The sequence below is a fragment of the Sphingomonas sp. genome (genome assembly GCF_042091075.1).
In the GTDB taxonomy this organism is placed as follows: Bacteria; Pseudomonadota; Alphaproteobacteria; order Sphingomonadales; family Sphingomonadaceae; genus Sphingomonas.
This window is the reverse complement of the sequence record NZ_JBELIE010000049.1, coordinates 1-20,291: the sequence shown is the minus strand read 5'-3', so window position 1 is coordinate 20,291 and position 20,291 is coordinate 1. Positions and strand designations below refer to the sequence as shown.

Annotated in this window: 17 protein-coding genes and 1 pseudogene; 11 read left to right on the top strand and 7 right to left on the bottom strand. The window is 67.6% G+C overall.

Translation table 11 applies throughout. From position 1 onward, the window contains the following. From sucA to ACFDSW_RS06985, 5 genes and pseudogenes are all read left to right on the top strand, one after another. Positions 1 to 1,509: pseudogene (gene sucA, locus ACFDSW_RS07005) on the top strand (2-oxoglutarate dehydrogenase E1 component); the annotation flags it as partial. A 73-nt stretch (positions 1,510 to 1,582) separates the two neighbouring features. Continuing rightward, positions 1,583 to 2,836: a 2-oxoglutarate dehydrogenase complex dihydrolipoyllysine-residue succinyltransferase gene (gene odhB, locus ACFDSW_RS07000; protein ID WP_375249561.1), complete on the top strand. Its 1,254-nt coding sequence runs from the start codon at positions 1,583 to 1,585 to the stop codon at positions 2,834 to 2,836. A gap of 124 nt (positions 2,837 to 2,960) precedes the next feature. Next, complete coding sequence (locus ACFDSW_RS06995) at positions 2,961 to 3,350, top strand: hypothetical protein (protein WP_375249560.1); 390 nt, start codon at positions 2,961 to 2,963, stop codon at positions 3,348 to 3,350. After that, positions 3,317 to 4,711: a dihydrolipoyl dehydrogenase gene (gene lpdA, locus ACFDSW_RS06990; RefSeq protein ID WP_375249559.1), complete on the top strand. Its 1,395-nt coding sequence runs from the start codon at positions 3,317 to 3,319 to the stop codon at positions 4,709 to 4,711. Before ACFDSW_RS06995 ends, lpdA begins: the two co-directional genes overlap by 34 nt. Before the next feature lie 173 nt (positions 4,712 to 4,884). Next, on the top strand, positions 4,885 to 5,094 hold the full coding sequence (locus ACFDSW_RS06985) for a hypothetical protein (protein ID WP_375249558.1): 210 nt from the start codon (positions 4,885 to 4,887) through the stop codon (positions 5,092 to 5,094). Between the two features lie 18 nt (positions 5,095 to 5,112). On the opposite strand, the gene ACFDSW_RS06980 is transcribed toward ACFDSW_RS06985, so the two are convergent. Both ACFDSW_RS06980 and ACFDSW_RS06975 read right to left on the bottom strand, forming a co-directional pair. Then, positions 5,113 to 5,385, bottom strand: coding sequence for a hypothetical protein (locus ACFDSW_RS06980; protein WP_375249557.1), 273 nt, complete (start codon positions 5,383 to 5,385; stop codon positions 5,113 to 5,115). A 5-nt stretch (positions 5,386 to 5,390) separates the two neighbouring features. Continuing rightward, positions 5,391 to 6,380 (bottom strand): glycerophosphodiester phosphodiesterase, encoded by a 990-nt coding sequence (locus ACFDSW_RS06975; RefSeq protein WP_375249564.1) that lies wholly within the window; start codon positions 6,378 to 6,380, stop codon positions 5,391 to 5,393. Between the two features lie 124 nt (positions 6,381 to 6,504). Here ACFDSW_RS06975 and ACFDSW_RS06970 point away from each other — a divergent pair, with 124 nt between their 5' ends. The 6 genes from ACFDSW_RS06970 (at position 6,505) to ACFDSW_RS06945 (ending at position 14,144) form a co-directional block, all read left to right on the top strand. Next, positions 6,505 to 7,014: a 2Fe-2S iron-sulfur cluster-binding protein gene (locus ACFDSW_RS06970; protein WP_375249556.1), complete on the top strand. Its 510-nt coding sequence runs from the start codon at positions 6,505 to 6,507 to the stop codon at positions 7,012 to 7,014. Continuing rightward, a complete protein-coding gene (locus ACFDSW_RS06965) occupies positions 7,011 to 7,976 on the top strand; it encodes an FAD binding domain-containing protein (protein ID WP_375249555.1) in 966 nt (321 codons plus the stop codon). Before ACFDSW_RS06970 ends, ACFDSW_RS06965 begins: the two co-directional genes overlap by 4 nt. After that, positions 7,973 to 10,222, top strand: coding sequence for a xanthine dehydrogenase family protein molybdopterin-binding subunit (locus ACFDSW_RS06960; RefSeq protein ID WP_375249554.1), 2,250 nt, complete (start codon positions 7,973 to 7,975; stop codon positions 10,220 to 10,222). Before ACFDSW_RS06965 ends, ACFDSW_RS06960 begins: the two co-directional genes overlap by 4 nt. Positions 10,223 to 10,323: 101 nt before the next feature. Next, positions 10,324 to 12,528, top strand: a complete 2,205-nt coding sequence (locus ACFDSW_RS06955; RefSeq protein ID WP_375249553.1) for a xanthine dehydrogenase family protein molybdopterin-binding subunit — start codon at positions 10,324 to 10,326, stop codon at positions 12,526 to 12,528. 28 nt (positions 12,529 to 12,556) lie between these two features. After that, positions 12,557 to 13,495, top strand: coding sequence for an XdhC family protein (locus ACFDSW_RS06950; RefSeq protein WP_375249552.1), 939 nt, complete (start codon positions 12,557 to 12,559; stop codon positions 13,493 to 13,495). Continuing rightward, positions 13,482 to 14,144, top strand: coding sequence for an NTP transferase domain-containing protein (locus ACFDSW_RS06945; RefSeq protein ID WP_375249551.1), 663 nt, complete (start codon positions 13,482 to 13,484; stop codon positions 14,142 to 14,144). Before ACFDSW_RS06950 ends, ACFDSW_RS06945 begins: the two co-directional genes overlap by 14 nt. A gap of 4 nt (positions 14,145 to 14,148) precedes the next feature. Here ACFDSW_RS06945 and ACFDSW_RS06940 read toward each other — a convergent pair whose 3' ends face one another. From ACFDSW_RS06940 to ACFDSW_RS06920, 5 genes are all read right to left on the bottom strand, one after another. Beyond that, entirely contained in the window at positions 14,149 to 15,357 is a 1,209-nt protein-coding gene (locus ACFDSW_RS06940) for an ABC transporter permease (RefSeq protein ID WP_375249550.1), read from the bottom strand. A gap of 34 nt (positions 15,358 to 15,391) precedes the next feature. Next, positions 15,392 to 16,114 carry an ABC transporter ATP-binding protein gene (locus ACFDSW_RS06935; protein WP_375249563.1) on the bottom strand — a complete coding sequence of 241 codons (723 nt, stop codon included), beginning with the start codon at positions 16,112 to 16,114 and terminating at the stop codon, positions 15,392 to 15,394. 2 nt (positions 16,115 to 16,116) lie between these two features. After that, the gene (locus ACFDSW_RS06930) at positions 16,117 to 17,523 is read right to left on the bottom strand and encodes an efflux RND transporter periplasmic adaptor subunit (RefSeq protein WP_375249549.1); all 1,407 of its coding nucleotides are present in this window, start codon (positions 17,521 to 17,523) and stop codon (positions 16,117 to 16,119) included. Continuing rightward, positions 17,523 to 19,034, bottom strand: a complete 1,512-nt coding sequence (locus ACFDSW_RS06925) for an efflux transporter outer membrane subunit (protein WP_375249548.1) — start codon at positions 19,032 to 19,034, stop codon at positions 17,523 to 17,525. Before ACFDSW_RS06925 ends, ACFDSW_RS06930 begins: the two co-directional genes overlap by 1 nt. A 76-nt stretch (positions 19,035 to 19,110) precedes the next feature. Continuing rightward, the gene (locus ACFDSW_RS06920) at positions 19,111 to 20,277 is read right to left on the bottom strand and encodes a PQQ-dependent sugar dehydrogenase (RefSeq protein WP_375249562.1); all 1,167 of its coding nucleotides are present in this window, start codon (positions 20,275 to 20,277) and stop codon (positions 19,111 to 19,113) included. Positions 20,278 to 20,291: the final 14 nt, after the last annotated feature.

Here is a 20,291-nt window from a genome sequence, read left to right as displayed (position 1 = left end):
GGCGACGAGCCGGGCTTCACCCAGCCGTTGATGTACAAGGCGATCCGCAGCCACCCGCCGGTATCGGAGATCTACGGCAAGCGCCTGATCGCGGAGAAGGTGATCGATCAGACGTGGCTGGACGACAGCGTCAAGCAGCTTACCGCCCTGCTCGAAGGCGAGTTCGAGGCGGGCGCGAGCTACAAGCCCAACAAGGCGGACTGGTTCGCCGGCCGCTGGTCGGGGTTGCACGCCCCCGCCGACGCCGAGACCGCGCGCCGCAGCGTCGACACCGGGATCGAGCCGAAGCTGTTCGACTCGATCGGCCGCACGCTGACGACGGTACCCGACAGCATCGCGATCCATAAGACATTGGCGCGTGTGCTGGATGCCAAGCGGCAGATGTTCGCCAGTGGCGAGAATTTCGACTGGGCGACCGGCGAGGCGCTGGCGTTCGGCGCGTTGCTGCACGAAGGCTATGGCATCCGCCTGTCGGGCCAGGATTCGGGTCGCGGCACCTTCTCGCAGCGACATGCGGTATGGGTCGACCAGAATGACGAGCACAAATATGTGCCGCTGTGGACCGTCCCGCACGGCAGCTTCGAGGTGCTCGACAGCCCGCTGAGCGAATATGGCGTGCTCGGCTTCGAATATGGCTATGCGCTCGCCGATCCCAAGACACTGGTGTTGTGGGAAGCGCAGTTCGGCGACTTCGCCAATGGCGCGCAGATCATGATCGACCAGTTCATCGCCGCGGGCGAGGCGAAGTGGCTGCGGGCCAACGGCCTCGTCATGCTGCTGCCGCACGGCTACGAAGGCCAGGGGCCGGAACATAGCTCCGCACGCCCGGAACGCTTCCTGCAACTGTGCGCGGGCGATAATATGCAGGTCGCCAATTGCACCACGCCGGCCAATTACTTCCACCTGCTGCGCCGGCAGATGCACCGCAGCTTCCGCAAGCCGCTGGTGGTGATGACGCCCAAGTCGCTGCTGCGCCACAAGCTGGCGGTCAGCCGCGCGGAGGATTTCCAGGGCGACAGCCATTTCCGCCGCATCCTGTCCGATCCGTCGGCGCCGGCCGATGCCGATACCCGGCGGGTGGTGCTGTGCACCGGCAAGCTGGCCTATGACCTGATCGAGGCGCGCGACGCGGCGGGCGATCGCAACACGCAGATCATCCGTATCGAGCAGCTCTATCCCTTCCCCACCGAGGCGCTGGCCAGCCGTCTGGCGCGGATGCCGAACGTGGAGGACGTGATCTGGGCGCAGGAAGAGCCGCGCAACAACGGTTACTGGTTCTTCGTCGAACCGTTCATCGAGGAAGCGCTGGGCATGGCGAAGGGGCGCGTCGCGCGGCCGCGCTATGCCGGACGCGCGGCGGCGGCATCGCCCGCCACCGGCCTGATGAAGCGGCACCAGGCCGAGCAGGGTGCGCTGATAGCGGACGCGCTGGGCCACAATGTGCGCGACGAGATCCGTCGCACCCGCGAAATCGACACGACCAAGAAGGCCGCCAAGCCGGCGAGCTGAACCATCATCCTCACCACCCACCCCTCCCGGGGGAAGCGTGGCCTGCCCGCGCGACAGTTGAAGGCGAAAGACAATGGCAACCGAAGTGCTGGTGCCCGTGCTGGGCGAATCGATCACCGAAGCCACGGTCGGCGAATGGCTGAAGCAGCCGGGCGATCCGGTCGCCGCCGACGAGCCGATCGCGAGCCTGGAGACCGACAAGGTTTCGGTCGAGGTGCCCTCCCCCGTCGCCGGCGTGATGGGGCAGCATGCGGTGAAGGTCGGTGACACCGTCGAGGTCGGCGCGATGATCGCCACGATCGAATCGGGCGACGGCGCCGCCGCCGCGCCCGCCGCCGCACAGGCCGCCCCCGCGGCACCGGCCAGCGGCAGCGATCCGGTCGCGGGCGGCTATGGCAACCACGGCGAGGCGCCGGTGACCAGCGATACGCCCGCGGCGCTGTCGCCGTCGGTGCGGCGCGCGGTGCTGGAACATGGCGTCGATCCGTCGACGGTGAAGGGCACCGGCAAGGACGGCCGCCTGACCAAGGAAGACGTCGCCGCCGCCGCCTCGTCGAAGCCCGCCGGCGCGAGCGCGACGGGCGCCTCAGACGCCACGCCGACCCCGTCGGTCGCCGCTTCGACCGCGCGCAAGGAGGAGCGCGTGAAGATGACCCGCCTCCGCCAGACGATCGCCAAGCGTCTGAAGGAAGCGCAGAACACCGCGGCGATGCTGACGACGTTCAACGACGTCGACATGACCGCGGTGATCGAGGCGCGCGCCAAGTACAAGGACCTGTTCGAAAAGAAGCATGGCGTGCGGCTCGGCTTCATGGGCTTCTTCGTGAAGGCCGCGACGATGGCGCTGAAGGATATCCCGTCGGTCAACGCCTCGATCGAGGGGGACGAGATCGTCTATCACGACTACGCCGACATCTCGGTCGCGGTCAGCGCGCCGAACGGTCTGGTCGTCCCCGTGATCCGCGATGCGCAGGACCTGTCGGTCGCCGGCATCGAGAAGACGATCGGCGACTTCGGCAAGCGCGCCAAGGAAGGCACGCTCAAGATGGACGAGATGAAGGGCGGCACCTTTACCATCTCCAACGGTGGCGTCTTCGGCTCGCTGATGTCGACCCCGATCATCAATCCCCCGCAATCGGCGGTGCTGGGGCTGCACCGTATCGAGGATCGCCCGGTCGTCCGTGACGGCCAGGTCGTCGTCCGCCCGATGATGTACCTCGCGCTCAGCTACGACCATCGCCTGATCGACGGGCGTGAAGCCGTCACCTTCCTCGTCGCGTTGAAGAATGCGATCGAGGATCCGACACGCATCCTGATCGACCTGTGAGACATGGGCTCCTGCGAGCGCGGGAGCCCGGAGTCACACGGGCAAACGTCCGTGGCTCCGGGTTCCTGCGTGCGCCGGAGCACGATATTGTCATGGGGCGGGCAGGACCGGCCTCGTTTACCTGATGGCCGGTCAGCGCAAGGGCACCTTGTGCCGCGGGGGTACCAGCGACCGGATTCGCCGGGCATATCGACCCCGTACCGGCGCGATCGACGGCTTTTCGAAGGAACATGGCGGCACGCTCCTTGTCTGGTTCGAACGCTACGACGACATACAGGGCGCATGCGCACGCGAACTGCGGTTGAAGAAGTGGAAGCGGAGCTGGAAGATCGATCTGATCGAACGGGCGAACCGCAGTGGAGGATCTGTACGTGACGCTGGTTTGACGCGTGTTCCTGCCACGCAGGAGCCCAGAACGACAAACGGTGCCGCGCCTAACCCTGGGTTCCTGCAGTCGCAGGAGCACGATGGAGCAGAAGAATGGCAGACCAGTACGACTATGACGTTCTCGTGATCGGCGCCGGGCCGGGCGGCTATGTCGCCGCGATTCGCGCCGCGCAGCTGGGGCTCCGGACCGCCTGCGCCGAAAGCCGCGAGACGCTGGGCGGCACCTGCCTCAACGTCGGCTGCATTCCGTCAAAGGCGATGCTGCATGCGTCCGAGCTGTTCGACCACGCCGCCAACGGCACGATGGCGAAGCTGGGGATCAAGGTACAGCCCAAGCTGGATCTGGAAACGATGCACGGCCAACGCCGCGACGCGGTCAAGCAACTGACCGGCGGCATCGAATTCCTGTTCAAGAAGAACAAGGTGACGTGGCTGAAGGGCCGCGCCGCGTTCAAGGACGCGCATAGCGTCGAGGTGGCGGGCCAGACGGTGACGGCGAAGAACGTCGTCATCGCCACCGGCTCGTCGGTCACCCCGTTGCCGGGGGTCACGATCGACCAGAAGGTGGTCGTCGATTCGACCGGCGCGCTCGAACTGGCGAAGGTGCCGGAGCATCTGGTGGTGATCGGCGGCGGCGTGATCGGGCTGGAGCTGGGCAGCGTGTGGCGTCGTCTGGGGGCGAAGGTGACCTGCGTCGAATTCCTCGACCAGATCCTGCCCGGCTTCGACGGCGATATCCGCAAAGAGGCCAACAAGATCTTCAAGAAGCAGGGCATCGAGTTCAAGCTGTCGACGAAGGTGACCAACGTCGCGGTCGATGGCGATACCGCGACGCTGACGCTGGAGCCGGCGAACGGCGGCGAGGCGACGACGCTGCAGGCGGATTGCGTGCTGGTGTCGATCGGACGCAGGCCGAACACCGACGCCCTGAACCTGGAGGCGGCGGGCCTATCGGTCAATCAGCGCGGCCAGATCGAGATCGATCACGACTTCCGCACCAAGGCGGACGGTGTGTGGGCGATCGGCGACGTCGTGCCGGGGCCGATGCTGGCGCACAAGGCCGAGGACGAAGGGATCGCGGTGGCGGAGAATATCGCGGGCCAGCACGGCATCGTGAACCACGATATCATCCCGTCGGTCGTCTATACCTGGCCGGAGGTCGCCGGCGTCGGCCTGACCGAGGAGGCGGCGAAGGAGCGAGGCGAGATCAAGGTCGGCAAGTTCCCGATGGTCGGCAACAGCCGCGCGAAGACCAACCATGAACCCGACGGGCTGGTGAAGATCATCTCCGACGCGAAGACCGATCGCGTGCTGGGCACATGGATCATCGCGGTCCCCGCGGGAACGATGATCGCGCAGGTGGCGCAGGCGATGGAATTCGGCGCGACCAGCGAGGATATCGCCTATACCTGCCACGCGCACCCGACGCATTCGGAAGCGATCAAGGAAGCCGCGATGGCGGTGCGGGGCAAGCCGATCCATATCTGATCGGCCATCGCCGCCCCGGTGTCGCACCGGGGCGGTGGCCGCCCGCGATCGCGAGACCACCGCTTCGCAGCAGGAGGCGAGCGATCATTACCGACCGCGCGGATCGCGAGCGACACTGGCTGGCCCTCACCCGCGTCACCCTGCCCGCGCTCGCCGCGTCGCGGCGCTGGCCGGTGAAGGCGGATCATTGTTTCCAGCGCATCCTGCTCGATCATGCCTGTGGCGGTCGCTGGTATGATCAGATCACGCGCCGGCCCGCCTATCGCCATGCCTGCGATACCACGCTCGACCGCGCGATCGCGCTCGGCGAGGCGGTGGCAGCGGGAACGACGGATCTTGCCGCGCTCAACCGTCAATCGCTGATCTGGCGCGGCAAGGCCTGATCCCGCCGCGCGCGGCGATCAGGCGTCGCAGCGGTCGGGATGCTTGCGGCATTCCTTGTCGCGCTGTTCGCGCTCCTTGGCCTCGGCCTCGTCGCGCTTGCGCATCGCGCGGACGTATTTCTCGTCCTTTTCCTTTTCGCTGGTCGTCATCATGTCGACGGTGCCGCCCACCGCCTTGCCCGCCAGCCGTACCGGGGCGGTGACGACCCCGGCGACGGTGCGGACGCAACCGCCCGTCGCCAGCAACGGCAGCGCCGCCGCCATCATCATCATCGCCGACCTGCCCCGCATCACGCTTACTCCCGCCCTGCTATCGCCGCTCTGCCTATAGCAGGGAAATCAGTGAATAATCCGTCGATACCCTGATCGAGCGCCGAACGGATCTCCCCTGCCACATCGCCATGCGCGCGCGGATCGGCGCCGCGCCGGAAACGTTCGGGGAGGAAGTAATTTTCCGCGCGATAGGTCCAGGGATGGACCTTCAGCCCCGCCGCATGCGCCGTCGCGACCAAGGCGCTGGGCTGCGCCGGCGTGTCGCGGTCCCACAGCATCGCCTTGTTCGGGCCGATGCCATAGGCATAGGTAGCCACCTGCCGCAGCCCCTCAGGCGTCGTCATCGCGGCATAGCTGGGGACGGCGCGATCCGCTGGCGCCCCCTCGCCATCCATCAACTGGATCAGCCGCACCTTCGTCATGGTGGCGAGCCGCTTGAGATTGTTCACCTCGAACGACTGGATGAAAACGGGCGCATCGGCACGATCCCAGCCCGCCCCGCGCAGCCCCGCCACCACCAGCGCGTCGGTGGGATGGCCGATCGAGGCGAAATAGGTCGGATGCTTGGTTTCGGGATAGATACCGACATGATTCGCCTGCGCCAGGGCGATCACCTCGGCAAAGGTGGGGATCGGTTCCTGCCCGTCATAGGCGGCGTTCCCGGGGCGCAACTGCGGCAATCGCTCCTTCGCGCGCAATGTCTTCAACTCGGCCAGCGTGAAATCCTCGACGAACCAGCCGGTCAGCGTCTGGCCGTCGATCGTCTTGGTGGTGCGGCGATCCGCGAATTCGGGATGCCGGGCCACGTCGGTGGTGTCGGAAATATCGTTTTCGTGCCGTGCGACCAGCACATTGTCCTTGGTGGGCACCAGATCGGGTTCGATGATATCCGCACCCTGCCTGATCGCGAGCGTATAGCTGGCGATGGTATGTTCGGGCCGCTCCCCACTCGCGCCGCGATGCGCGATCAACAGGGGGGTCGACGGGCGGGGCGGGGCGGCGGCGGCAGTCATGACGCGATCGTGCACCGGCGTGCATGCCGCCGCCAGCCCCACGCAGCCGATCTGGATGAGAGTCGTTCGCACGGACCTGATCCTTACAGTCCGCGTTGGGCGTTGGTCAGCGAAAGGCAGCTTCATGCGCTTCACCATCAATGGAAAATCCTACGAGGCGGATGTCGACGTCCGTACCTCGCTGCTCGATCTTGCCCGTGAGCATCTCGGGCTCACCGGCAGCAAAAAGGGCTGCGACCACGGGCAATGCGGCGCGTGCACGATGCTGGTGAACGGACGCCGGATCAACTCATGCCTCTCGCTCGCCGTGATGCATCAGGATGACGAGATCGTGACGATTGAGGGCCTCGGCACGGTGGAGAACCTGCATCCGTTGCAGGATGCCTTCGTTCGCCACGACGGCTATCAATGCGGCTATTGCACGCCCGGGCAGATCTGTTCGGCGGTGGGCATGCTCGACGAGGCGGCGAAGGGCTGGCCCAGCCATGTCAGCAGCGACCTGTCACAGGTTTCGCTCGACGATGCCGAAATCAGCGAGCGGATGAGCGGCAATATCTGCCGCTGCGCCGCCTATCCCAATATCGTCGACGCGATCCGCGAGATCGCCGGCCAACAGCCGAAGGTGGACGCATGAAGACGTTCGACTATGAACGCGCCAGCAGCATCGACGCGGCGGTGCGCGCCGGCGGCCGGTTCATCGCCGGCGGGACCAACCTTCTCGACCTGATGAAGCTGCAGGTCGAGACGCCGGACAAGCTGGTCGACATCAGCCGCCTCGATCTCGACCGGATCGAGGAGCGTGACGATGGCGGGCTGACCATCGGCGCGCTGGTGCCGAACAGCGATCTGGCCGCCGACCCGCGCGTGATCGAGCGTTACGAAGTGCTGAGCCGCGCCTTGCTGGCGGGTGCCTCCGGCCAGTTGCGCAACAAGGCGACGACGGGCGGCAACCTGCTCCAGCGAACACGCTGCTATTATTTTTATGACACCGCCGCCGGCTGCAACAAGCGCGAACCGGGGTCGGGATGCGAGGCGATCGGCGGGTTCAACCGCATCCATGCGATCATCGGCACCAGTGACCAGTGTATCGCAACTCATCCTGGCGACATGCCGGTGGCGATGCGCGCGCTGGATGCGGTGGTAGTGACGCAGCGTCGCGACGGCGACAAGCGCCGCATCTCGCTCGGCGACTTCTATCGCCTGCCAGGAGATACGCCGCAGATCGAGAATGTGCTCGACGCGGGCGAGTTGATCACGCATATCGAACTGCCCCCCGCCCCCGCGGGCCGGCAATTCTATCGCAAGGTGCGTGACCGCGCCTCTTATGCCTTTGCACTGGTTTCGGTCGCGGGCGTCGTCGATGTGCAGGACGGGCGGATCGCATCCGCCGCGCTGGCCTTTGGCGGGGTCGCGCACATGCCGTGGCGCAATCCGGCGGTCGAACAGGCACTGGTCGGACAGGCACCCTCGACAGAGGTGTTTGAGGCCGCCGCCGACGCGCTCCTGCGCGATGCGCGCGGTTTCGGCTCGAACGACTTCAAGATTCCTCTGCTGCGCCGCACGCTGATCGCGTGCCTACGGGATGTGACGCTATGAGCCTGGTCGACAAATTGCTGGGCCGCGACGAGACGCGGCACCTGACGATGGACAAGCCGCACCCGGACAGTCTGCTGGATACCGGCGCGCAGGGGGTGATCGGCAAGCCGGTCGATCGTGTCGAAGGGCCATTGAAGGTATCCGGCCGCGCGACTTACGCCGCCGAATACCCCGCCGAGCGATTGAGCTATGGCGTGCTGGTGCGGGCGCCGTTCGGCTCGGGCAGGATCCGCGAGATCGCGACTGACGCCGCCCGCTCGGTGGCGGGGGTGATCGACATCGTCACCGACCATCGGACGTTCATCCGCAATCCGCAACAAGGCGGCGAAATGACCGCGCCGACCCAGGGCGTCGAGCAGGTCGATTATTTCGGCGAGATCGTCGCGATCGTCGTCGCCGAGACGTTCGAGGGCGCGCGCGAGGCCGCCGCGCTGGTGGTGGTCGATCACGAACCCAGCGAAGGCGCCTACGTGTTCGCCGCGCATCGCGACCAGGCCGACACCCCGCCCCCTGACCAGATCCCGCCGACGAGCCGGCAGGGCGATATCGACAAGGCGATGGCCGACGCTGCGCTGACCGTCGATGTCACCTATACCACCCCCAGCCAGACGTCCGCGGCGATGGAGCCGCATGCATCGATCGCGGAGTGGAAGGACGACGGCTCGCTGTTGCTTCACGGCGCCTATCAGATGGTCGCGTCGGATCAGATGCAACTCGCGAAGACGCTGGGGATCGCCACCGATAAGGTACGTATCATCGCGCGCTATGTCGGCGGCGGTTTCGGGTCGAAACTCGGCATCGCGCCGGAAAGCGTCGCGGCGGCGATCGCGGCGAAGCGGCTCGGGCGCCCGGTGAAGGTGGCAATGAGCCGGCAACAGGTGTTCGACGCGACGGTGCGTCGCTCGAACACCGAGCAACGTGTCCGGCTGGGCGCGGATGCCGAGGGTCGGCTGATCGCGATCGGGCATGAAACGCTGACCAGCAACCTGCCGGGCGAAGACTTTTTCGAGCCCGCCGGTATCGGCACGCATTTCGCCTACGCCGGGGAAAATCGGCTGATCGATCACAAGATCGTGCGACTGAACTGGCTGTTGGCGGGGTCGATGCGCGCGCCGGGCGAGGCGGTCGGGATGCTGGCGCTGGAAGGCGCGATGGACGAGCTGGCGGAGAAAGCCGGGCTCGATCCGATCGAGCTGCGCCGTCGCAACGAACCGGGCGAGGATCCGGAAAAGAACATTCCCTTTTCCTCGCGCAGCCTGATTCCCTGTCTCGACAAGGGCGCGGCGCTGTTCGGCTGGTCGAACCGCAAGGCGACACCGGCGAGCGACCGGCGTGGCGAATGGCTGCACGGCATGGGTGTGTCCTCTGCGGTGCGTTCCAACATGCTGCAAAAGTCATCCGCGAAGGTGGAACTGACCAGTGACGGTCGCGCGATCGTCTCCACCGACATGACCGACATCGGCACCGGCACCTATACGATCCTGTCGCAGATCGCCGCCGAGACATTGGGCCTGCCGCTCGATCGCGTCACCGTCCATCTCGGCGACGGCGCGGCGCCGCCCGCCGCCGGCTCGGGAGGATCGTGGGGCGCGGGATCGGCGGGTTCGTCGGTATATCTCGCCTGTGAAGGGCTACGCGAGAAGCTGGCCAAGGCGATGGGTGTCGCATCCGATGCGATGACGCTGAAGGACGGCCGCGCGATCGCGGAGAATCGCGCGGTCGAGATTTCCGAGCTGGTCGGCGACGGGTTGAGCATGGTCGGCGAAATCGCGCCCGGCAAGCAGGAGAAACTGTTCAACCAGGCCAGCTACGGCGCGCATTTCGCGGAAGTGAAGGTCAATGCCGTCACCGGCGAGGTGCGGGTCGAGCGCATGCTGGGGGTGTTCACCGCTGGCCGCATTCTCAACGCCAAGACGGCGCGGTCGCAATGCCTCGGCGGGATGACCTTCGGGATCGGCGCGGCGTTGACCGAGGAACTCGTCCACGATCCGCGCAACGGCAAGGTCGTCAACCGCGATCTCGGCGAATATCACGTGCCGGTGAACGCCGACGTCCCCGCGCTGGAGGTTCACTTCCTCGACGAGCGCGACATCCACGCCAATCCGATCCACGCCAAGGGACTGGGAGAGCTGGGCATTTCGGGTGCGGGCGCGGCGATCGCCAATGCGGTCTACAATGCCACCGGCGTGCGTGTTCGTGACTTCCCGATCACCTGTGACAAGCTGTTGGACGGTTTGCCGGATTGACCCGACGCCCTATATCACGCCGCGAACCGGGCCCGCCGTTCGCGCTGGAGACATGAGCCCCACCGCATCAATGGCGGAGGACATGCGGCGGAGGCATCATCATGAGCGAACAGGCAATCGATACGGCGGAACGGCCCCGCGGATTGGCGCGTGCGCGGCAAGGCGTGCTGGGCAGTCCATTGCCGCGCATCGAAGGCCCCCTGAAAGTCACGGGCGCGGCGGCCTATGCGTATGAACAGGCGCCCGAGGGCACGTTGCACGCCGCGATCGTCGGCGCGCCGGTGGCCGCCGGGCGCGTAACGCGCATCGATGCGACGCACGCCGAGGCGCTCGACGGCGTCGTCGCGGTGATCCACGACGATCCGCGCTTCCCGTCTGGCGAGGCCAATTCGCGGGGGATGCCGACGCAGGGCGGCGATCGCATCTTTCATTATCACCAGCCGGTTGCCATCGTATTGGCCACCACCCTGCCGGTCGCCCGGCAAGCGGCGCGACTGGTGGCGGTGGAGACCGTTCCGGGCGAGGGCCGCTTCGACATGGCGGCAGAGCCGGTGCAGCGCGACCACCAGCTCGGTTTCCTGACAGCGATCGACATCGGCGACGTCGATGCCGCCATGGCGGAAGCGGCAGTGACGTTCGACGCCACCTATACCACGCCAGTGCATTTCCCGGCGGCGCTGGAGCCGCATGCCTCCACCCTGTGGTGGGACGGCGATCTGTTGACGGTGCGGTCAAGCAACCAGGTGATCGGCGGTGCGAAAAGCACGATCGCCACGGCGCTCGGCATCGCCGAGGAGCAGGTGCGCGTGTTGGCGCCGTTCGTCGGCGGCGGCTTCGGGGGGAAGACCGGCGTCGGCCCGGAAGTGATCATGGCCGCGGTCGCGGCGGAACGGCTCGGCCGTCCGGTCAAGGTCGCGCTGCCGCGTCGTGATACCGCCTATATGGTCCACCACCGCAGCGCGACGACGCAGCGCATCCGTATCGGCTGCGATCGGGAAGGCCGGATCACCGCCATCGCGCATGAGGGGAGCGCGGCGCAGAATGACGATAGCGTGTTCCTCGAACCGATCCCGTTCGGCTCTCTGCCACTCTACGAGGGTGCGGCGCGCCGTTTTCGTACCGATCTTGTCCGCCTCGACCTGCCGGCGACGGGCGCGGTGCGCGCGCCGGGCGAGGCGATCGGCACCTTCGCGATGGAATGCGCGATGGACGAACTGGCCGGACGCCTCGGGCTCGATCCGATCGAGCTGCGCCGCCGCAACGAGCCGGCGCGCGATCCGACCAGTGGCAAGCCCTTCTCCACCCGGCGACTGCTCGATTGCTATGACGAGGGCGCGCGCCGCTTCGGCTGGCCCGATCGTGTCCCGGATCCCGGCACGACGCGCGATGGCGAATGGCTGATCGGCATCGGCATGGCCGCCGCGCTGCGCGGTAATTTCACCGTCGAGGCGGCGGCGACGGTGCGGTTGATGCCCGACGGTCGTGCGGCGGTGGAATGCGACATGACCGATATCGGCACCGGCACCTATACGATCCTGGCGCAGACGGTCGCGGAAGTGCTGGGGCTGTCCCCCGGCGCGGTCGAGGTGCGGATCGGCGACACCACCTATCCGAAGAGTGCCGGCTCGGGCGGGTCGTTTGGCGCTGGCAGCGCCGCCGCCGCCAGCGTGCTGGCGTGCGAGGACATCTTGGCGGAGCTGGCGCGGCGGATGAACGCCGCGCCCGAGGAACTGTCACTGCACGACGGCCGCGTCGCCGCTGGCGCGCGCGAACTGCCGCTCGCCGATCTGCTGCGCGGCGATACGCTGGTCGGCGAGGGCAAGAGCGTGCCCGGCGCGCAGGCGAAGAAGACCAGCCAGGCCAGCCATGGCGCGCATTTCTGCGAGGTGGCGGTCAATGCGGTGACCGGCGAGGTGCGGGTCCGGCGGATGCTGGGCGTGTTCGATGTGGGGCGCGTGCTGAACCGCGCCACCGCCACCAACCAGATCGTCGGCGGGATGGTCTGGGGCATCAGCTACGCGCTGGGCGAGGAAGCCGTGCCCGATACGCGCTCCGGCCGCTTCGTGAACCCCGATTTCGGAGAATATCACGTCGCGGTGAACGCCGATGTGCCGCAGATCGAATGCCATTTCATCGAAGAGATCGACGACGCCGCCAATCAGGCGGGGTCGAAAGGCGTCGGCGAACTGGGCATTTCGGGGGCGGGCGCGGCGGTGATCAACGCGATCCACAATGCCACCGGGGTCCGCATTCGCGACGTACCCGCGACGCTCGACAAACTGCTCGCCGCGCTGCCGCCGGTGTGACGCCCCCTTTCAATGAGATGTGACCCTCATGGCCGACAATGATTCCGTGCTGACCGCCGCCCGCGAGTGGAAGGGCGCGCGCATGGCGCTGGCCACGGTGGTATCGACCTGGGGCTCCGCCCCGCGTCCCAAGGGCAGCCATATGCTGGTGCATGAGGATGGCCGCTTCGAGGGTTCGGTATCGGGCGGATGTGTCGAGGGCGATATCCTCGATACCGCCGCGCGGGTGATCGCCGGCGAGCCCTTTGCGGTGAAGAGCTATGGCGTCGCGGACGACAGCGCCTGGGAGGTCGGCCTGCCATGCGGCGGCGAGATCGCGGTGATGGTACAGCCGGTCGCGGCGACCGGCTTCGACCCCGCGCTGTTCGAACGGATCGCCGCCGCCCGTGACGACGGGCGCGCAGTGACGGTGACGACTGACCTCGCCACCGGCCGTTCGGACCTGCACGCGCCGCAGGTTGGACCGGCCGGCAGCGGCGCGGCCTTCGTGAACCGCTACGATCCGCCGCGACGACTGCTGATCGTCGGCGCGGTGCAGATCGCGCAGAGTCTGGCCGCGCTGGCGACCACATTGGGGATCGAAACGGTGGTGATTGACCCGCGCGGGCGTTTCCTGACCGAGGAACGCTTCCCCGGCGTGACGCTCGACGATCGCTGGCCCGACGAGGCGGTCGCGGCATGGAAGCCCGGCCCTGCCAGCGCGGTCGTGACGCTGAGCCACGATATCAAGATCGACGATCCGGCGCTGCTCGCAGCGCTTGCGAGCGATGCCGCCTATGTCGGTGCGCTCGGCAGCCGCAAGAGCCACGCGGCGCGGCGGGAGCGGCTGTCGCAGTCGGGCGTTACCCCCGAACAACTCGATCGCATCGACGGCCCGGTGGGAATCGATATCGGCGCGATCGGACCGGCGGAAATCGCGCTGTCGATCGCCGCCGCCATGGTGGGAGCGTTCCATGATCGCGGTTGAAGATATCGTCCTGATCCTCCTCGCCGCCGGCAAGTCGGAGCGGTTCAGCGACATCGGCAGCAAGCTCGACCAGCCCTTTCTGGCGCGGCCGCTGGGGCTGCATGTCGCGGTAGCGCTGGAGGATATGCCATTTCGCGAACGGCTGGCGATCGTCGATGGCTGCCAGCTCGATTATGGCCGGCACGGCTTTCGCGTGCTCCACAACGACGATCCGGGCCGCGATATGGCATCGTCGGTGCGGATGGGCGTGGAGGATGCGCGCGCACGCGGTGCCGAGGCGGTGCTGATCGCGCTGGCGGACATGCCGCGGGTTACCGCGGCGCATATCTATCGCCTGATAGACGCCGCTGACAGCGCGGACGCGGTCGTGGCGTCGAGCGACGGCGTTTCGCCGCGCCCGCCAGCGCTGTTCGGACGCGCACGATTCGATCAGTTGCTCGCGATCACCGGCGACCAGGGCGCGCGCGACCTGATCCGGTCAGGCCGGCACGTCGTCACCAATGCCGCCGAGCTGATCGACGTCGATACGGAGGAAGATCTCGAGAAGCTGCGCCGGTTGGTTCACGCGCCCGAGGCGTTGAACCGTATCGACTCGCACGCGCTGCGCAGCGACGACGTCATCGCCCGAACCGAAGACGAAGCGGACTGATCCGTCACTCGTGCCGCAAGGCGTCGATCGGGTTCAGCGCCGCCGCGCGGCGCGCGGGGAAATAGCCGAACACCACGCCGATCACCGCCGAGATCGCAAAGGCGATCAGGTTGATTTGCGGATCGAACGTCCACGGCACCTGCATCAGCGGGGTGAGCCCCAGGATCACCGCCTGCGCGATCACCAGGCCGATCAGCCCGCCCAGGCACGACAGCACCACCGCCTCGACCAGGAATTGCAGCAGCACCTCGTTCGCTACCGCGCCAATCGCCAGACGGATGCCGATTTCGCGCGTGCGCTCGGTCACCGACACCAGCATGATGTTCATGATGCCGATACCGCCGACGACCAGGCTGATCGCCGCCACGGCCGCGACGATCCGCGTCAATAACGTCGTCGTGCCGGTCAGCGTGTCGGAAATCTGCTTCGTGTCGAAGATGTTGAAATTGTCCTCGCGCTCCCCGCCGATATTGCGGCGTTCGCGCAGCAGCCCGGTGATCGCGGCCTGCACCGTTGCGGTCGAATAGGCCTGGTCCACCCCGACCAACATCAGACGGATGTCGCGGGTGCCGGTGAAGCGGCGTTGCACCGCCTTTATCGGCATGATCACGACATCGTCCTGGTCACCGCCGAACCCCGCCTGCCCGCGCGTCGACAGCACGCCGATCACGTCACAGCTCACATCGCCAAGCCGAAAGCGCCGGCCGACCGCGTCCCCGCCGCGAAACAGGTTCTGACGCACGGTATTGCCGATCAGGCACACGGCCTTGCCCGCCTGTTCCTCGGTCGACGTCCATTGGCGCCCGCTGACCAGCGGCCAAGGCTGGACCTGGAAATAGGCGGCGGTGGTGCCGTTGATCGTCGTCGACCAGTTCGCGCCTTCGTAGATCGCGGTGGCGGAGGATTGCGCCTGCGGCGCGACGGCGGTGACGCCCGCGATCTGCTCCGCGATCGCATCGACGTCTTCGGGGGCGAAGTCCGGCGGGCGCGGGCCGCCGCCGCCGCGGCCGAATCCCTGGCCGGGGCGGATCTGCAGGATGTTGGTGCCCAGTGCGGCGATCTGCGTCTGCACCGCGGCGGTGGTGGCCTTGCCCAGCGTGACCATCGTCACCACCGCGCCGACCCCGATGACGATACCGAGGATCGTCAGGAACGATCGCAACAGGTGTCGCCGGATCGACCGCACCGCGAGCAGGAAGGTGGTGCCGAGCATCAGCGCGCTCCCGCCGTGATCGCCGATCGACCCGTCACGATACCGCCTCCCCCTGCGTATGGCGCGTGTCGATCCGCTCGACCAGCCCGTCGCGAAAATGCACCACGGTGCGCGCGAAGGCCGCCATATCGGCTTCGTGCGTCACCATCAGCACGGTGATGTCACGATCGCGATTGAGACCGGTCAGCAGTTCCATGATCTCGATCGAGCGTTCCGAATCGAGGTTGCCGGTCGGTTCGTCCGCCAGCAGCACATCGGGCTCGGTGACGATCGCGCGCGCGATCGCGACGCGCTGTTGCTGCCCGCCGGACAGTTCGGCCGGGGTATGATCCCACCATTGATCCAGCCCGACCTGTGCCAGCGCCGCCATCGCGCGCTCACGCCGCGCGCGCTTCTCGTCGCCGCGATACAGCAGTGGCAGTTCGACATTCTCCAGCGCGGTGGTGCGCGACAGCAGGTTGAAGCCCTGGAACACGAAACCCAGGTAGCGCCGCCGCAGCAGCGCACGCTCGTCGCGGCCGAGCGATTCGACGTGATGACCGCGGAACAGGAACGTCCCGTCCGAGGGCACGTCGAGGCAGCCGAGGATATTCATCGTGGTCGACTTGCCCGATCCAGACGGCCCCATCACCGCGACGAAATCACCCGCCGCGATATCAAGGTCGACACCCTTCAGCGCATGGAATTGCGTTGCGCCCTCGCCATAGGTCTTCGTCACGCCGCGCAGGCGGATCAGCGGTGCGGCGGCGGCGTCCATCGTCACTGCCCCCCGGCGGCCCCCGATCCGCCGCTACCGCTGCGTCGCGCACCGCCCGCAGCGCCGCTGCGCGACGCCTGGTTCGCCGCGAGCTGCCCAGTGATGACCTCCATCCCCGGTTTCAGTTCACCCGACAGCACCTCGGTCTGCGTACCGTTGGTATCGCCGATGGTGACCTGGATCGCGCGCGGCTGGCCGTCATCGCCCTTCACGTACAGTGTTTGCGTGGCGCCACGGCCGACCTGCGCGGTACGGGTGGCGCCGCCCTCGCCACGGCGCGGCCCGCGCGGAATGATCGAACTGGCGATGCCGCTCCCCGAATCGGTCCCGCCCGTGCCCGGCTTGAACCGGAAAGCGGCGTTGGGGACGAGCAGCACGTTCCGTTTGTCGGCGGTGATGATATCGGCGGTCGCGGTCATGCCGGGCCGCAGCTGCAGCGAGGGATTGGCGACGGTCAGGTCGGCGGCATACGACACCACCTGCCCCGAGGTGCTGCTGGTCGACGAGGTGCTCGACGACGACGAGGACGCGGTGGCATTGCTGACCGTCAGATTGCTGCCCAGGTCGACGCGCCGGATCTGCGCCGGAAAGGTCTTGCCCGGAAAGGCGTCGACGGTGAAGGTCGCCTTCTGACCGACCTGCACCTCGCCAACGTCGGCCTCGTCGATCGCCACCTCCAGCTTCATCTGCGACAGGTCTTCGGCGATCACGAACAAGGTCGGCGTGTTGAACGACGCGGCAACGGTCTGCCCCGGATCGACCTGCCGTGCGAGCACGACGCCGTTGACGGGCGAGCGGATGATCGCCCGCGCGCGCTGCGTCTGCGACTGGGAGAGCGTCGCGCGCGCGGCGCTGACATTGGCCTCGGCGACGCGCAGCGCGGCGACCGCGCGCTGGGCGTTCGCCTGTCCGGTCTGTAGCTCGGTCTTCGACGGCACGCGCCCGTTCGACAGACGATACACCTCCTGCAACCGTTCCAGCTGCGCCTGTGCCTCCGCCAGGGTGGCGCGCGCCTGCACGACCTGCGCCTCGTTCGCGGCGAGCTGCGCCTGGCCGGCGCGGATCTGATCATCGATCTGCTCGGGGTCGATCAGCGCCAGCGGCTCGCCGGCGACGACGCGATCGTTGACGTCGACCACGACACGCGTCACCAGCCCCGACAATTGCGAGCCGACCGTCACCTGGTTGGTCGGCGCCAGCTTGCCCGTCGCCGAGACGGTGACGGTCAGATCGCCGCGCTGCACCGGGACGGTCGCATAGGCGGTCTCGCCCGCCCCACCGAACACACATCGCGACAGCAACAGCACCAGCAGCACCGCACCGAGCGCGACCAGCGCCCATTTCGCCCACCGCCGCCACGTCGGCTGCGGCTTCACCCCCAGAAAATCGTCGAGTGCGGTATCGGCCATCAGGGATTTCCAGCGGTGGGGGCGGGTTGGGTGAGGGGCGCGGCGGCGGCGGCGCGTGGCGGTGCCTCGGGCACGGCCGACGCATCCCAGCCACCGCCCAGCGCGCCATAGAGCTGCACCAATGCGGTGGCGGCATCGGCGCGCGCCTGCGCCGCGCCGTTGCGCGCAGACAACAGCGCCGCCTCCTGCTGGCTGAGCGTCGTGAAGTCGGTCAACCCGGTGCGATACTGGCTGCGCGACAGGATCGCGGCGGCATCCGCGGCGCGATAGGCGGTGGTCAGTTCCACCTCGCGCCGGCGTGCGGTGTCGAGCGCGACGACCGCATTCTCGATATCCTCCAACGCGGTCAGCACGGTCGATTTGTACGCGGCCAGCGCGGCATCCGCCGCCGCCCGCTGCCCGCGCACCTGGCTGCGCAGCTTGCCGCCGTCGAAGATCGCCTGGGTCAGCCCCGCGAACAACCCGCCGGTGACCGTGTCCAGGATGCTGCCGACGGTGTTGGCGCGCGCGTCGATATTCCCGCTGATCGCCAGATTGGGATAGAGCGCCGCCTCGGCCACGCCGATCCGTGCGGTCGCGGCGGCCAGCGAGCGCTCCGCCGCGCGCACATCGGGCCGCTGACGCAACACGTCGGCGGGAATGCCGGCGCCGACCAGCGCCGGACCGTTCGGAATCGGCCGTGCCGCCACCAGCAGCGGCTTCAGCGCGCCCGGCGCCTGTGCGGTCAGCACGCCCAGCCGCGAAACCGCCGCATTATATTGCTGTTCCAGCGTCGGGATCGTCGCCGCGGTCTGCGCACGCTGCCCCCGGGCCTGTTCGAGATCGAGCGACGACACCAGCCCCGCCTGGACGCGGAAACCGGCGATTTCCAGATTATCCTCCTGCAGCGCCAGGCTGGCGCGCGCATTGGCGAGCTGCGCCTGATACAGCCGCGCGAGCACGTAATTGCGTGCCACTTCCTGCTCGACCGACAGCAGCGTGGTCGCATAGTCGAAGCCCGACGCCTGATAGTCGGCGCGGCTCGCCTCGACCGTCCGCCGCACCTCGCCGAAGATCCCGAGCTGGTACGACCCGCTCAGCCCCAGCGAAAAATTGTTCGCGCCGCCGCCGCCGCCGATATTCTGCACCGTGCCATCGGGCAGCGTGATCGTCTGCCCGCCGCCGCGCAACGTTTCCGAGCGGCTGTACCCACCGCTGCCGCTGAGCGAGGGGAGCAGGCTGGCACGCGACTGGATCATGGCCTCGCGCGCCTGGCGCAGCCGCGCGATCGCCTGCGCGACGTCCAGGTTGGCGCTCGCCGCCTGCTCCACCAGCCGCCCCAGCACCGGATCGTCGAAGCGCTGCCACCAGCGGGTCAGGTCCTCCGGCGTCGGCGCCGCGCGCACGGACCATGTCGGCGGCACGCCCAGGTCCGCCGCGCTTCGGGGCGTATAGTCCGGCCCGACGCTGCACGCCACCACGGCCAGCGCGGCGCCCGGCGAAATGACCGCGATCAGGAATGCCCGCCTCATACCGCGCTGCATGAAGACGGATACGGCGCAGGTAAAGCCGTAAACTGTCGCAACATGTGTCTGCGTTACGGCATCGTCACGTTCGCGGCGTCAGCTTCAGCAGGCGGCCCTGCGACCCATCCTTGCCGTCCTCGATCACCCAGATCGCGCCATCGGGTGCCTCCGCCACATCGCGGATGCGCGCGCCCATCGACCATTGGTCGCCCTTGGTGGCGGTCAGGCCGTCAAGGTTGACGCGGACCAGCGCCTGGGACGACAATCCGCCGATGAACGCATCGCCCCGCCATTGCCGGAACAACCGCCCGGAATAGATCATCAGTCCGCCCGGCGAGATCACCGGATTCCACCACACCCTGGGCGCTTCATAGCCGTCGCCCGCGCGATGATCGGGAATGTCGCGGCCGTCGTAATGCGAACCGTTGGAGGCGTTCGGCCAACCGTAATTACGCCCCGGCAGGATCAGGTTGAGTTCGTCGCCGCCCTTCGGCCCCATCTCCTGTTCCCACAACTTGCCCTGGGCATCGAAGGCGATGCCCAGCAAGTTGCGATGCCCGTAGCTCCACACCTCGGGGCGGAACCCTTGCGCCGTCAATGGATTGCCCGGCGCCGGCTGACCATCGAGCGTCAATCGCAATACCTTGCCGAGCGAGGCGGCCTTGTCCTGCGCGGGGGTGAATTTCTGCCGGTCGCCGGCGGTGAAGAACAGGTGCCGGCCGTCGGGGGAGAAGGCGATCCGCCCCGAAAAATGGCCGTCGCCGGTCACCAGCGGGGTGGCGCGATACAGCGTCTCGATCGCCCGCAATCGCTCCGCCCCAGGCGTTTCGTCGAGCACACCACGCGCCAGCACCACGCCCTTGCCGCCATCGCCCGCCGCCGAATAGCTGAAATAGACGCGCTTCGATCGCGCGAAATCGGGGGCGAGCACGACGTCCATCAACGCCCCCTGCCCCGCCGAGCTGACCGGGATCGTCGCCAGCGTGCGGATTTGCCGTCCGTCGGCCGACAGCAGCAGCAGGCGACCATCCTTTTCGGTCACCAGCATACGATTGTCCGGCAGGAACTCGATTGCCCAGGGGGCGTCGAGATCGGCCATCGGCGTCACCACGAAGGGTGTTTTCCCGGGCGATTCGCCGGCGGCCGGCGCAACGGGTTCGGTCGCACCGGGGGCGGGGCCGGCCGGCGTGCCGGCGGAGCAGGCACTTGCCGCCCCCAGCGCGGCGATGAAGACGATCCGTCGAAGCATGAGCGCGTGCCCCC

What these genes read in the sequence shown, in the direction of transcription:
- ACFDSW_RS06965 (WP_375249555.1), top strand. Translation starts at nt 7,011, where the DNA reads ATGAAGACGTTCGACTATGAACGCGCCAGCAGCATCGACGCGGCGGTG.
- ACFDSW_RS06955 (WP_375249553.1), top strand. Translation starts at nt 10,324, where the DNA reads ATGAGCGAACAGGCAATCGATACGGCGGAACGGCCCCGCGGATTGGCG.
- ACFDSW_RS06940 (WP_375249550.1), bottom strand. Translation starts at nt 15,357, where the DNA reads ATGCTCGGCACCACCTTCCTGCTCGCGGTGCGGTCGATCCGGCGACAC.
- ACFDSW_RS06950 (WP_375249552.1), top strand. Translation starts at nt 12,557, where the DNA reads ATGGCCGACAATGATTCCGTGCTGACCGCCGCCCGCGAGTGGAAGGGC.
- ACFDSW_RS06980 (WP_375249557.1), bottom strand. Translation starts at nt 5,385, where the DNA reads ATGCGGGGCAGGTCGGCGATGATGATGATGGCGGCGGCGCTGCCGTTG.
- odhB (WP_375249561.1), top strand. Translation starts at nt 1,583, where the DNA reads ATGGCAACCGAAGTGCTGGTGCCCGTGCTGGGCGAATCGATCACCGAA.
- ACFDSW_RS06920 (WP_375249562.1), bottom strand. Translation starts at nt 20,277, where the DNA reads ATGCTTCGACGGATCGTCTTCATCGCCGCGCTGGGGGCGGCAAGTGCC.
- ACFDSW_RS06925 (WP_375249548.1), bottom strand. Translation starts at nt 19,034, where the DNA reads ATGAGGCGGGCATTCCTGATCGCGGTCATTTCGCCGGGCGCCGCGCTG.
- ACFDSW_RS06970 (WP_375249556.1), top strand. Translation starts at nt 6,505, where the DNA reads ATGCGCTTCACCATCAATGGAAAATCCTACGAGGCGGATGTCGACGTC.
- lpdA (WP_375249559.1), top strand. Translation starts at nt 3,317, where the DNA reads ATGGCAGACCAGTACGACTATGACGTTCTCGTGATCGGCGCCGGGCCG.
- ACFDSW_RS06945 (WP_375249551.1), top strand. Translation starts at nt 13,482, where the DNA reads ATGATCGCGGTTGAAGATATCGTCCTGATCCTCCTCGCCGCCGGCAAG.
- ACFDSW_RS06930 (WP_375249549.1), bottom strand. Translation starts at nt 17,523, where the DNA reads ATGGCCGATACCGCACTCGACGATTTTCTGGGGGTGAAGCCGCAGCCG.
- ACFDSW_RS06960 (WP_375249554.1), top strand. Translation starts at nt 7,973, where the DNA reads ATGAGCCTGGTCGACAAATTGCTGGGCCGCGACGAGACGCGGCACCTG.
- ACFDSW_RS06935 (WP_375249563.1), bottom strand. Translation starts at nt 16,114, where the DNA reads ATGGACGCCGCCGCCGCACCGCTGATCCGCCTGCGCGGCGTGACGAAG.
- ACFDSW_RS06995 (WP_375249560.1), top strand. Translation starts at nt 2,961, where the DNA reads ATGGCCGGTCAGCGCAAGGGCACCTTGTGCCGCGGGGGTACCAGCGAC.
- ACFDSW_RS06975 (WP_375249564.1), bottom strand. Translation starts at nt 6,380, where the DNA reads ATGACTGCCGCCGCCGCCCCGCCCCGCCCGTCGACCCCCCTGTTGATC.